Raw genomic sequence first — 12686 nt, forward strand, 5'->3', positions numbered from 1 at the left:
GGGCCGCCGCCTCCCGTTACATCTCCGCGTGCTCCGCCTCAGCGCGGCCCGCCGGCTCCGGTGAGGCCCTGCGCAGCGGGGGGTGGTCGAGGATCTCCACGTACACGATCCGGTCGTCGACGACGTCGAGGATCAGCATGCCCCGCTCGGGGAGCAGGGGCACGTTGCGGTGGCCCGGCCCGTAGGGCGTGCCCGGCGGATGCGGATGGGTCCGGAAGCTCTGGCAGGAGTCGTCGCCGCAGCCGCAGTCCGCGACGATGCGGAGGTCGTGGGCGCAGATGGCGAGTTCGTGCTCGCCCTCCGCGTCCAGCAGCTTCACGAGCTCGGACGTCAGCTCGGGGAAGACCTCGCGTACGAGGGGTGCGTCGTGTTCCACGGGGCGGACCGTAGCCCGGGACCCGGGCGGCGGGCACCCGAATATCCGCCGGGGCTCCGGAGCCGGGTCAGCGCCGGAGCCGGGGTCAGCGCCGGGGCCGGGTCACTGGCCCGTCAGGTACTTCACCGTGAGGCCGGCCGTCCAGCCTCCGTCGACCGCGAGCTCGGCGCCGGTCATGTAGCCGGCGGCGTCCGAGAGGAGGAAGACGACGGCGGCGGCGATCTCCTCGGGGAGGCCGACGCGGCCGAGGGGGGCGCCGGGGTAGTTGCCCTCGCCCGCCTGAATGCCGACCGGGGCCGTCATCGGGGTGAGCGTCATGCCGGGGTGTACGGAGTTGACGCGGATCCGGGATTCCGCGAGCTCCACCGCGCCGATCTTCGACAGTCCGCGCACGCCCCACTTGGAGGCTCCGTAGCCGGCGGTCAGGGCGAGGCCGGTGAGCCCGGCGGCGGAGGAGATGTTGACGATGGAGCCGCCGCCGTTCTCCCGCATCAGCGGGATCGCGGCCTTGATGCCGATGAAGACGCCGACGAGGTTGATCTCGACGACCTTGCGGAAGTGCTCGACGCTCTCGTGCTCCAGGAGCTGGCCGGTGGCGATGCCGGCGTTGTTGACCAGTCCGTCGATGCGGCCGAACTCGGCGAGGGCGAAGGCGAGGGCCGCGTCCCAGTCGGATTCGCTGGTCACGTCGTGGCGCAGGAAGCGCGCCGCTTCGCCGATCTCGGCCGCCGTCGCGGCGCCCTCGGCCTCCAGGACGTCGGTGATCAGCACCTTGCCGCCGCCGTCCACGACGGCCTGCGCGGCCGCCGCGCCGAGGCCACGGGCCCCACCGGTGATGACGACGACCTTGCCGCTCAGATCCACAACAGCCACGGTTCCACACCCCTGACGCACACGACGGACACGACGGACAGCTGACAGCTGACAGCTCTGCGGGCCGGATAGCCCTAAGAGCTATATGACTAATCGGAATACACCGATCGCGGCGTCAGTCTGCCAGAGAGGCCAGCGCCCGCGACACCCCCTCCTCCTTCGGCCCCAGGAACCGCGGCTGCGGCTCGAAGACCGCGTCCAGTGCCGCCTTGCCCGCCGCGAAGACCTCGCGGGCCCCGCCGTAGTACCAGGTCGCGTCGTGCACGTCGGACACCCCGACCCCGTACGAGTCCACGCCCGCGGCCCGGCACAGCGCGACGGCCCGGCGGATGTGGAACCCCTGGCTGATCAGTACCGCCCGGTGCACGCCGAAGACCTCCCGGGCCCGGACGCAGGAGTCCCACGAGTCGAAGCCGGCGTAGTCGCTGACGACACGGGCGTCGGGCACCCCGTGGCCCGTCAGGTACGCGCGCATCGCGTCGGGCTCGTCGTAGTCGGTACGGCTGTTGTCGCCCGTGACCAGGACGACCTTGACCTTCCCCGCACGGTAGAGCTCGACGGCGGCGTCGAGCCGGCGCGCGAGGTACGGGGTGGGCCTGCCGTTCCACAACCCGGCGCCGAAGACCACGGCCACCTCGGCGGCGGGCGCGTCGGCGGTGGTGCGCAGCCGGGGCCCGGCGGACGCGTGCGTCCACGCCGAGGGCAGCAGGGCCAGCACGCAGCCCGCCATCACCACCTGCACGACGCGCCGCCGGGCCCGTACGGTCCGGGGCGGCGTGACCCGTACGGCCTTCAGCCGCTCCCATGCCGCCCCTGGCAGACCTCGTACCGTTGCGCGCCTCAATGCGATCCCCCCACTGGTCCTGCTGCCGGTTTTGCTGTCGGTTTTGCTGTCGGTCCTGTCGTCTACGGACGCACGGGCGGTCCCGGCGGTTTCCCCAGGTCGCGACGGTGCCCGGCCGTTCCCCGCCCCCGGCCTCAAGCCAGGCACCGCACCGCCGGGTGCGGCTGTCCGTACAGGGCCGGCAGGTGCAGGGCGAGGGCGAGCAGCAGGGCGCCGGTCCAGCAGAGCCGAGCGCGCCCCGAGCGAGGGAGCTCCCACAGTTCCCCCGGGTCCATTGTGGCCATGCCGGCCATGCCGGCCAGACCTGCCAGACCTGCCAGACCTGCCAGACCTGCCAGACCTGCCAGACCTGCCAGACCTGCCAGACCTGCCACCAGCAGGAACACCGTCAGCAGCGCGGCCAGGAGGTGCGCCTTGCGCGCCTCGTCCGTCTGCGGGAACGGATCCCAGCCCCCGGGACCGTCCGCGGACCGCGCGCGGGTCGCCAGGAGCGCGCTCAGGACGGCGGCTCCGGCCGCGATCCAGCCCCAGAGGGCGATCCGGCCGAGCAGGTCACCGGCGCCCCGCGCGCCGAGCGACAGCACGCGGGCGACGGCGGCCGGGTCGCGGATCGGGGAAGCACGGCCCGACCCCACCCCGGCGTCCACCCCCCTGTGAGCAGGCGGAAAACACCCGTCACCCCGGCGCAACGCAGCGGCAACCTGCCAAGCGCAGGATCGGTTCATGACGGAGCCGGCGCACCCTCCCGAATCCCCGCCCCTGCCCCTCCCCCCACCTCTACCGCACCCCCCGCTGCCGCCCGCGACCACGGCGGAGCTGCTGACCCGGATCACCGCCCAGCTCGGTACGCAGCTCAGCGTTCTGCGCCCCCGACACCACGCAGGAGTCCCCCCATGCAGCAGCCCGCCCTCGTCGCCGTGGCCCACGGCAGCCGCGATCCGCGCGCCCTCCACACCGTCGAAGCCCTGCTCGAACGGGTCCGCGAGCTCCGCCCCCGCCTCGACGTCCGGCTCGGTCACATCGAGCTGAACCACCCGCTGCTGGACCACACCCTCGAACGGGCCGCCGGGGCCGCCGTCCTGGTGCCGCTGCTGCTCGGCCGCGGCACCCACGTCAAGCGGGACCTCCCGGCCTCCGCCGCCCGCGCCGGGCACCTGCGGACCCGCGTCGCCGCCCCGCTCGGGCCGCATCCGCTGCTCGTCGAGGCCCTGTACGAGCGCCTCGTGGAGGCCGGCTGGAGCGCCGGGTCGGCGGTGGTGCTGGCCGCCGCCGGGTCCCGCGACCCCGACTCCGCCGCCGATGTGCGGGCCACCGCCGGCCTGCTCTCGGAACGCCTCGGCGGAGTTCCCGTGGTGGCCGCCTACGCCTCGGGCACCGCGCCCTCCGTGCCCGCCGCCGTACGGGCCCTGGCCGCGCGGGGCCTCCACCGGGTCGCGGTCGCCTCCTACTTCACCGCCCCGGGCCGTTTCGCCGCCGCGAGCGCCGCCGCCGCACCGGGCCCGGCCGCCGCCCCGCTGGGCGCCCACCCGGCGCTGGCCCGGCTGGTGCTGCAGCGCTACGACGAAGCCGCCGCCGCGCTCGCAGCGCCCGTAGCCCGGGAGCACCCGCTCGAACTGGCCACCGCGTAACGGCCTGGTTGGTTCCCAATCGCTCGGATTGCTCCTCTTGACTCGTCTTGTCGGTTCGTGCGGTTACCGTTTGGGCCATGGAAGGCATGGAAGGCACCACCGCACCTGTCCGACCCGATCTCGATCTGCCCGGCGAGCCGTACGTTCCCGCCGATACCGAGCGCTGGGCCACCGAGCCCGACAAACGGCCCGGGCGGACCGCCTTCCAGCGCGACCGCGCCCGGGTGCTGCACTCCGCCGCCCTGCGACGGCTCGCCGGGAAGACGCAGGTGGTGACCCCGGGGACGCGTTCGTACGACTGGGACGCGAGTCCTCGTACGCGGCTGACGCACTCCCTCGAATGCGCCCAGGTCGGCCGCGAGCTCGGCGCCGCCCTCGGCTGTGATCCCGATCTGGTCGAAGCCGCCTGTCTGTCGCACGACATGGGGCACCCGCCCTTCGGCCACAACGGCGAGGAAGCGCTCAACGAGTTCGCCAAGGACTGCGGCGGCTTCGAGGGCAACGCCCAGTCGCTGCGCCTGCTGACCCGGCTGGAACCCAAGCGGTTCGTCCCCGATCCGCAGACCGGCACCCTCGTCAGCGTCGGGCTCAACCTCACCCGTGCCTGCCTGGACGCCGCCACCAAGTACCCCTGGGCGCGCGGGGACCACCCCACCGACCCGGGCTCGGTGAAGTTCGGCGCCTACGAGGACGACCTGCCGGTCTTCGAGTGGCTGCGCCGCGGCGCGCCCGCGGACCGCAAGTGCTTCGAGGCGCAGGTCATGGACTGGTCGGACGACGTGGCGTACTCCGTCCACGACTTCGAGGACGGCCTGCACGCCGGCCACCTCGACCCGAACCTGCTGTTCGCCGAGCCCGAGCGCGCCGAGATCTGGCGGGTGGCCATCGGCCGGTACGTGCCCTCCGACACCGAGCCGGAGGAGCTCCGCGAGGCCCTGGACCGCCTGATGGAGCAGGAGTGGTGGCCGCACGGGTACGACGGCTCGGCCGTGGCCCAGGCCCGGCTGAAGGACGCGACCAGCCAGCTGATCGGCCGTTTCTGCCTGGCCGCCGAGGGCGCCACGCGGCAGGCGTACGGGACCGGCCGGCTGACCCGGTACGCGGCGGAGCTGGTGGTGCCGCGCGAGGCCCGCAACGAGTGCGCCGTACTGAAGGCGGTCGCCGACCTGTACGTCATGCAGCGCGACGAGCAGGAGCGGATCCGAGCCGATCAGCGCATCGTCCTGGCCGAACTCGCGGAGGCGGTCAGCGCCCGCGCACCCGAGGGTCTGGACCCCCAATTCCGCGCCATCTTCGACGAGGCGCCGGACGACCGGGCCAGGAAGCGGGCGGTCGTGGACCAGATCGCGGCCCTCACGGACGCCTCCGCGCGCTCCCTGCACGCCCGCCTCACCCAGCGCGCGCGACGCGCCGAAGGGTGAGCCGATCGGGCCACTCCCCCTTCACGCGGCAGGCTCGGTGCGGGACGCTCGCATGTGCCCGCATGTGGCGCAGAGGTTATGAGGAGGCATCAGGTGGTCGACGCACACCGGACGTTCGTCATCGTCGGCGCAGGGCTCGCCGGGGCTAAGGCGGCCGAAACGCTGAGGTCCGAGGGGTTCACGGGGCGGGTGATCCTGATCGGAGACGAGCGTGAACATCCCTACGAGCGGCCACCGCTCTCCAAGGGGTACCTGGCGGGCAAGGAGGAGCGCGAGAGCGTCTTCGTGCACGAACCGTCCTGGTACGCGGCCTCCGACATCGAGCTGCACCTCGGCCAGCCCGCGGTCCACCTCGACCGGGACGCCAAGAAGGTGGTCCTCGGCGACGGCACGGCGCTGCCCTACGACAAGCTGCTGCTCGCCACCGGCGCCGAACCGCGCCGGCTCGACATCCCGGGCACCGAGCTGGTCGGGGTGCACCACCTGCGCCGGCTCTCGCACGCGGAGCGGCTGCGGGGGGCCCTGGCGAGCCTGGGCCGGGACAACGGGCACCTGCTGATCGCGGGCGCCGGCTGGATCGGTCTGGAGGTCGCCGCGGCGGCCCGCGGGTACGGGGCCGAGGTCACCGTGATCGAGCCGGCGCCGACCCCGCTGCACGCGGTGCTCGGCCCGGAGGTCGGCCGGCTCTTCGCCGACCTGCACACCGAGCACGGGGTCCGCTTCCACTTCGGGTCCCATCTGACGGAGATCGTCGGGCACGACGGCATGGTGCTGGCGGCCCGTACGGACGACGGGGAGGAGCACCCGGCGCACGCGGTCCTCGCGGCGATCGGGGCCGCCCCGCGGACCGCACTGGCGGAGACCTCGGGCCTGGCCCTGGTCGACCGGGAGCACGGGGGCGGGATCGCCGTGGACGCCTCGCTGCGCACCTCCGACCCGGACGTCTTCGCGGTCGGGGACGTGGCGGCCGCACACCACCCGGTGCTGGGGGCCCGGCTGCGGGTGGAGCACTGGGCGAACGCGCTGAACGGGGGTCCGGCCGCCGCGCGGGCGATGCTGGGGCAGGAGGTCTCGTACGACCGGGTGCCGTACTTCTTCTCCGACCAGTACGACGTGGGTCTGGAGTACTCGGGGTACGCCCCGGCGGGCGGCTACGACCAGGTGCTGATCCGCGGCGACGCGGGCAAGCGGGAGTTCATCGCCTTCTGGCTCTCGGACGGCCGGGTCCTGGCCGGAATGAACGTGAACGTGTGGGACGTCACCGAGGACATCCAGGCCCTGATCAGGTCGAAGGCGCCCGTGGACCGGGAGAGGCTGGCGGATCCGTCGATTCCGCTTTCGGCCCTGGTTCCGGCGGAAGGGGCCTGACGGGATTGTCTCCGCCCGGCCGTAGACTGGCGCGGTGGCAGGACGGATCAACGACGACGACGTGAAGGCGGTACGGGACGCGGTCCCGATCGACGCCGTGGTCTCGGAGTACCTCCAGCTGCGCAACGCGGGCGGCGGCAACCTCAAGGGCCTCTGCCCCTTCCATGACGAGAAGTCCCCGTCCTTCCAGGTCAGCCCCAGCAAGGGCTTCTACCACTGCTTCGGCTGCCAGGCGGGCGGGGACACCCTCGACTTCGTCATGAAGATCGACCACCTCTCCTTCTCGGAGGCGGTGGAGCGGCTCGCCGGCCTGGCCGGCATCACCCTGCGGTACGAAGAGGGCGGCTACACCGCCGGCACCAGCGGGCGCGGCGAGCGGATCCGGCTGGTCGAGGCGCACAAGGCCGCGGCCGATTTCTACATGGACCAGCTCGGCAGCGCCGAGGCGGAGATCGGCCGCAAGTTCCTGGCCGAGCGCGGCTTCGACCAGGCCGCCGCCCAGCACTTCAGCGTCGGCTACAGCCCGGCCGGCTGGGACCACCTGACCCGCTTCCTGCGCGGCAAGGGCTTCAGCGACAAGGAACTGATCACCTCGGGCCTGGCCCAGGACAGCCGCAGCGGCAAGCCCATCGACCGCTTCCGCGGCCGGCTGATGTGGCCCATCCGCGACATCAGCGGCGAGGTCGTCGGCTTCGGCGCGCGCAAGCTGCGCGACGACGACAACGGCCCCAAGTACCTGAACACCCCCGAGACGGCGATCTACAAGAAGTCCCAGGTGCTGTACGGCATCGACCTGGCCAAGAAGGAGATCGCCAAGACCTCCCGGGCCGTCGTCGTCGAGGGCTACACCGACGTCATGGCCTGCCACATGGCCGGGGTCACCACCGCGATCGCCACCTGCGGCACCGCCTTCGGCGGCGACCACATCAAGATCCTGCGCCGACTGCTCATGGACAACGCCACCGCCGAGGTGATCTTCACCTTCGACGGGGACGCGGCCGGGCAGAAGGCCGCGCTGCGGGCCTTCGAGGACGACCAGAAGTTCGCCGCGGAGACCTCCATCACCATCGCCCCCGGCGGCATGGACCCCTGCGACCTGCGCCTGGCCAAGGGCGACGCGGCCGTATCCGGGCTGGTCGAGGCCCGCACCCCGCTGTTCGAGTTCGCGCTGAAGCACATCGTGGCCCGGCACAACCTGGAGAACCCGGCGGGGCGGGCGGCCGCGCTGGAGGAAGCCGCCCCGATCATCAAAAAGATCAAGAACGTCGCGATCCAGCACGAGTCGGCGGTCCAACTGGCGGGCATGCTGGGCATGCGCGACGAGCAGTTCGTGGTCAAGCGGATCGCCCAGCTCGACCGCTGGGCCCGGGAGCGCGGCAACCAGCCCCAGCAGCAGCGCCGGGGCCAGTCCGGCAACTCCGGCGGCTCGGGCCACTCCGGCCACTCGTACGAGGACATCCCCGCGCCGTCCGCCGGCCCCGCGGGCCCCGCGCTGAACCTGCGCAGCCCCGCGCACATCACCGAGCGCGAGCTGCTCAAGCTGGCGCTCCAGCGCCCCGCCCTGGTCTCGCCCGCCTTCGACGCGTACGGGATGGACGAGTTCACCGCCCCGCCCTACGCGGCCGTGCGCCAGGCCATCATGGACGCCGGCGGCGCCTCGCTCGGCACCGAGGACTACGTGACCCGGGTCCGTGACTCCGCGCCGAACGACACCGTCCGCGCGCTGGTCACCGAGCTCGTCGTCGAGGCCATCCACGCGAAGACGGTGGACGAGGTCTACGCCGGGGTCCAGCTGGTCCAGGTCCGCCTCCGCGCGGTCGACCGCCGGGTCCACGAGATCCAGGGCACCCTGTCCCGCCTCGGCCACCAGGACGCGCCGGAGCAACTGGCGGCGGTCCAGGAGGAGCTGTGGGTGCTCCAGCAGTACGGCCAACGCCTGCGCAACCGCGGCGCTGAAGGCCTCTAGACGTCCGGGCCTCCAGACGTCCGGGCCTCCAGGCCTTCAGGCCCCTAGGCCCCCGGGACGACCAGTCCCGTCTCGTACGCCACGACGACGGCCTGGGCCCGGCTGTCCAGGGCCCGTTTGGTCATCGTCCGGTTGAGGTGGGTCTTGACGGTCGCCTCGCTGATGAAGAGCAGCTCGGCGATCTCCGTGTTGGACAGCCCGCGCGCCGTCAGCCGCAGCACCTCCCGTTCGCGGGCGGTGAGGGCGTCGAGGACGGCGGGAGTGTCCGGCACCGGGTCCGCGCGGTTCACGTAGGACTCGATGAGGCGCCGCGTCACGCTCGGGGCGAAGAGCAAGTCGCCGCGGGCCACCGCCACGACCGCCTCGATCAGCCGCTCCGGGCCGGTGTCCTTCAGCAGGAACCCGGAGGCTCCGGCGCGCAGGGCGGCGTACACGTACTCGTCGAGATCGAAGGTGGTCAGGACGAGGACCCGCGGCAGCGGGTCCACCGATCCCGCGAGGATCCGCTCGGTGGCGGCCGGCCCGGATCAGGATCTGGTCGTCGACGACCAGGACGCGGATCACGCCGCCGGCCGGTTCTCCGGCCCGAGGGGACCCGCGGGGGTGACGGGCGCCGTGGTGACCGGCAGGGTGAGGCACACGCTGAATCCCCCCTCGGTCCGCGGGCCGACGACCACTGTTCCGCCTTGAAGTGCTCTCCCGGCTGAAGCCGGGAGATTCCTGCTTACCTTGCGGTAGCGGGCTTGACGCGCTTGGCGCGCCTGACGACTGCCCTTCCGGCAGCCGGGATGAGCGCGAGGCCCATCCGGTACAGGTGCAAGACGTTGCGGGCTGCGTTGTGGTCGGCGTTGCCGGTCCAGCCGCAGTCGGGGTTCTTGCACACGAACAGGGCCTGGGACTCCCGGCTCCCGGGCGTGGTGAAGCCGCACGCTGAGCAGCGCCGGGAGGTGCCGGGGGCCGGGACCTTTACAAGGGTGTCACCGTGCGGCCCCACGCCTCCCCGCTGATGGAGCGGTTCAGCTCAGATTTCTGGGCGACGTTCTTCCCCGGCTCCTCGATGGTTCCCCTGGCGGACTTGACCATGTTCGTGATGGTGAGTGCTTCGACCACGACCGTGCCGTAGGTGCGGGCGATGGTGGTGGTCGTCTGGTGCTGCCAGTCCAAGGCCCTGCGCTTGGCTTTCGCGCGGAGTACTGCGATCTGGTCGTAGGTGCGGTCTGGGTGGACCGCTCCACCGCCGGCGGCAGGACCTGGACCGGCCCGCTGGGCATGACCACCGTGCAGAACGGCAGCGACACCCACACCCCGGCCCACAACGACGCGGGCTACGTGATGCGGGCCTGCGCCTGGAACGACAGCACCGGCCTCGCGCGCTGTACCGGCTGGAACCAGCCCCTCCCGGCCGTGCGTCCGCCCGCCCGCGGGGACGGGTGGCCGCAAGGCCAGTACCGCCGCCTGGTCCCTAAGGCGTCTCTCGGCGCAGCCAGTCGCCGCCCGGGATCCGGGTGCCGGAGCGGGCCAGGTGGCGGGCCAGGGGTGGGGCGGCCAGGTAGACCCAGGCGCGGACCGGGGTGCCGTCGGGGCGCAAGGCCTCTCGGGCGGTGCGGTCGTAGATGTTGGCGGGGTGCCCGGGGCCGGCGTACTCCTCAAGCAGGTCGAGCGCCACGAGGAGTTCCCCGTAGGCCCCGGGGGCCGGGGTGATCAGCTCTCCGGCTATGGCGGAGCCGGGGCGGTCCACGGCGTACGGGTAGCCGGGGCCCTCGTACAGGGCCGCGTCCGGGAGGCGGGCGGGCTCCTCGGCGGCCGTGCGGCCGCGCAGGAACAGGTCGTGGTTGACCTCGCCGGGACGCAGGGTGCCGTAGACGAAGAACGGGAGCTCCTCCAGCTCCTCCAGCACCTCCGCCTGCGGAATCGTCCTTTCGCCGTGGCCTTCCGGCCGATCGGCCGATGCCATGCGGGCCTCCCTCGATTCAGGCTGGGCTGCGAGCCGGACTTCCGCCGGCCGCGGGCCGGGCCGGAAGTCCCGGCTTCGGCCGCGGAAGCCCGCGTACGCACCGCTGTTACACAACCGCCCGGTCCCCGTGACCGGCGCCCTCTACCGTCAGTCTGCCTGCCCCCGCCCCGCCCTCCCCCACCACCCGACGGTTCCGCCCTCCATGACTCGACCGACCCGCCGCAGCCTCGCCGCGGCCGCCCTGCTCTGCATCGGCCTCGGCGGCTGCGCCGCACCCGGGGGCCTCGGGCAGGGCGAGGTCGCGCCGCCCGTGTCCTCCCAGCCCCGGCCGAAGCCGCTGTGGCCGTCGTGGACCGAGTCCCCGAGCTCCAGCGGTACGGCGGTGGCCGGCCGGGAACCGCCGCCGCAGCCGCTCGACGGGGCCCCGGCCGTGGGACCGGAGGGCATCGAGGAGGTCGACGTGACGGCCGTGCTCCGCGCGGACAAGACGATGAAGCGCTTCGGCGACGGGAAGGAGATCGAGGGCCCGGGCAAGGCCGGGGTCCGGCCGGCCCGGTACGCGGACCTGACGGGCGACGGGAAACCCGAACTGATCGTCGCCGCCGACACCCAGACCGGGCGTTCGGTGCTCGGCGTCTACACCGCGGCCGGCGGGAAGATCGTTCCGATCCTGGCCACCAGCGGCCGGCGGATGAGCGCCGAGGTCCTCGGCACCGACCTGCTGGTCCGCACCACCGACGACGACGGATCCGCGCACGACATCCGCTACCACTGGGACGGCCGGCGGATGAGCGTCCTCAGCGACGAGCACCGGTTCGGCAACGCCATCTCCGGCCCGGGCTCCGGCACGTGTCCGGCCCCGCGGCCGTCCGGCTCCGAATCCCCCGCCCCCACGGACCGGGCCGCCAGGTGAAGCGCGCCCTGCTCCGCTGCCGCCGGCTCCTGCACTCCCTCGGCCTGCGCTGGAAGATCTCCGTCCTGCTCGCCGTCGGCTGCTCGCTCGTCGCGCTCACCATCGGCATCCTCATCCACGAGGCCCGCGCGAACCAGGTGGCCGACGCGGCGCGCAAGAGCGCCCTCGCGCAGCTCGTCCGGGTGCGGCAGGTGTACGAGCTCACGGGCCAGCTGGACTTCGACAAGGTCGGGGAGGCCGACGCGCGCCTCGACTGCCCGAGCCTGCCGGAACCCCTGCGGCAGGCCGCGCTCACCGGGCAGCGCACCACCTACCTCGACCTGCACGGCCTCCATCCGGCGGTGTGGGCCGCCCGGCCGGTCGGCGGCGACCAGGTGCTTTCCGTACGCCAGCCGCTGGCGGGGGAACAGGCGGAACTGTGGGAACTGGACCAGAAGTTGATGGCCTTCGGGGTGGTCGTCGTCACGCTCGCGGCGGCCGGCGGGGCGGCGCTGGCCAGCCGGCTGAGCAAGGACCTGCGGTCCGCCGCCGAGACGGCCCGGCGGATCAGCACGGGCGAACTGGACGCGCGGATAGGCCCGTCGGGCGTACCGGGGACGCGGAACGAGGTGGCCGCACTGTCCGCGGCGGTCGACACGATGGCGGCGAGCCTGCAGCGACGGCTGGTGGCGGAGCAGCGGTTCACGGCGGACGTGGCGCACGAGCTGCGGACCCCGCTGACCGGACTGCACACCGCCGCCGAGCTGCTCCCTCCGGGGCGGCCCACCGAGCTGGTGCGCGACCGGGTCTCGGCCCTGTGCGGCCTCACGGAGGACCTCCTGGAGGTGGCCCGGCTGGACGGGGACCGGGAGGTGGCCCAGCTGGACATCCACCTCCTGGGGCCGCTGGTGGAGGAGGTCACCCGGCGCTCGGGGGTGGAGGCTCGGGTCCTGGGCGCCGCCGACGGCACGGCCCGCGTCCGCACGGACGTCCGGCGGCTGGAGCGGATCCTGACGAACCTGCTGGTCAACGCCCGCAGGCACGGCCGGGACCCGATCACCGTGACGGTCGCCGGGAACACCGTCACCGTCCGGGACCACGGTCCGGGCTTCCCGGAGACCCTGCTGCGGGACGGCCCGCAGCGGTTCCTGACGGGCGCGACCGAACGCGGCCAGGGCACGGGCCTGGGCCTGACCATCGCCCTGGGCCAGGCCCAGGTCATCGGCGCCCGCATCAGCCTCGCCAACCCCACCCCCACCGGCGCGGCGGCCGCCCTCACCCTCCCGCCGGCCTGACCCCGCCACCCCTTCCGGTCCCGCCGGGGTCCGGGGCGGAGCCCGGCCCTTCGAGCCCCGCCGGCGTTT

10 protein-coding genes and 3 pseudogenes are annotated in these 12686 nt (G+C 73.3%); 6 read left to right on the forward strand and 7 right to left on the reverse strand.

Features of this window, described 5'->3' with window-relative positions; genetic code table 11:
* Positions 1–16: 16 nt before the first annotated feature.
* The 4 genes from OG247_RS14505 to OG247_RS14520 all read right to left on the reverse strand — a co-directional run bounded on the left by OG247_RS14505 (position 17) and on the right by OG247_RS14520 (position 2728).
* Positions 17–376: a hypothetical protein gene (locus OG247_RS14505; protein WP_327252645.1), complete on the reverse strand. Its 360-nt coding sequence runs from the start codon at positions 374–376 to the stop codon at positions 17–19.
* A gap of 102 nt (positions 377–478) precedes the next feature.
* A complete protein-coding gene (locus OG247_RS14510; RefSeq protein WP_327252646.1) occupies positions 479–1249 on the reverse strand; it encodes a glucose 1-dehydrogenase in 771 nt (256 codons plus the stop codon).
* Positions 1250–1364: 115 nt separating this feature from the next.
* A complete protein-coding gene (locus OG247_RS14515; protein WP_327257476.1) occupies positions 1365–1979 on the reverse strand; it encodes a SanA/YdcF family protein in 615 nt (204 codons plus the stop codon).
* Between the two features lie 248 nt (positions 1980–2227).
* A complete protein-coding gene (locus OG247_RS14520) occupies positions 2228–2728 on the reverse strand; it encodes a hypothetical protein (protein WP_327252647.1) in 501 nt (166 codons plus the stop codon).
* Positions 2729–2816: 88 nt separating this feature from the next.
* On the opposite strand from OG247_RS14520, the pseudogene OG247_RS14525 reads away from it, so the two are divergent.
* The 4 genes and pseudogenes from OG247_RS14525 to dnaG all read left to right on the forward strand — a co-directional run bounded on the left by OG247_RS14525 (position 2817) and on the right by dnaG (position 8476).
* A pseudogene (locus tag OG247_RS14525) lies at positions 2817–3721 on the forward strand (sirohydrochlorin chelatase).
* A 77-nt stretch (positions 3722–3798) separates the two neighbouring features.
* Positions 3799–5142 (forward strand): deoxyguanosinetriphosphate triphosphohydrolase, encoded by a 1344-nt coding sequence (locus OG247_RS14530; protein WP_327252648.1) that lies wholly within the window; start codon positions 3799–3801, stop codon positions 5140–5142.
* A 93-nt stretch (positions 5143–5235) separates the two neighbouring features.
* Positions 5236–6510, forward strand: coding sequence for an NAD(P)/FAD-dependent oxidoreductase (locus OG247_RS14535; RefSeq protein WP_327252649.1), 1275 nt, complete (start codon positions 5236–5238; stop codon positions 6508–6510).
* A 34-nt stretch (positions 6511–6544) separates the two neighbouring features.
* The gene (gene dnaG, locus OG247_RS14540) at positions 6545–8476 is read left to right on the forward strand and encodes a DNA primase (protein ID WP_327252650.1); all 1932 of its coding nucleotides are present in this window, start codon (positions 6545–6547) and stop codon (positions 8474–8476) included.
* Between the two features lie 44 nt (positions 8477–8520).
* Here dnaG and OG247_RS14545 read toward each other — a convergent pair.
* From OG247_RS14545 to OG247_RS14555, 3 genes and pseudogenes are all read right to left on the reverse strand, one after another.
* A pseudogene (locus OG247_RS14545) lies at positions 8521–9003 on the reverse strand (LuxR C-terminal-related transcriptional regulator); the annotation flags it as partial.
* A 197-nt stretch (positions 9004–9200) separates the two neighbouring features.
* A pseudogene (locus tag OG247_RS14550) lies at positions 9201–9688 on the reverse strand (RNA-guided endonuclease InsQ/TnpB family protein); the annotation flags it as partial.
* Positions 9689–9938: 250 nt separating this feature from the next.
* Positions 9939–10430, reverse strand: coding sequence for a gamma-glutamylcyclotransferase family protein (locus OG247_RS14555; RefSeq protein WP_327252651.1), 492 nt, complete (start codon positions 10428–10430; stop codon positions 9939–9941).
* A 202-nt stretch (positions 10431–10632) separates the two neighbouring features.
* On the opposite strand from OG247_RS14555, the gene OG247_RS14560 reads away from it, so the two are divergent.
* Positions 10633–11343, forward strand: a complete 711-nt coding sequence (locus OG247_RS14560; protein WP_327252652.1) for a hypothetical protein — start codon at positions 10633–10635, stop codon at positions 11341–11343.
* The gene (locus OG247_RS14565; RefSeq protein ID WP_327252653.1) at positions 11340–12617 is read left to right on the forward strand and encodes a HAMP domain-containing sensor histidine kinase; all 1278 of its coding nucleotides are present in this window, start codon (positions 11340–11342) and stop codon (positions 12615–12617) included. Before OG247_RS14560 ends, OG247_RS14565 begins: the two co-directional genes overlap by 4 nt.
* Positions 12618–12686 lie beyond the last annotated feature (69 nt).

Source organism: Streptomyces sp. NBC_01244, from assembly GCF_035987325.1.
Taxonomy (GTDB): Bacteria; Actinomycetota; Actinomycetes; order Streptomycetales; family Streptomycetaceae; genus Streptomyces.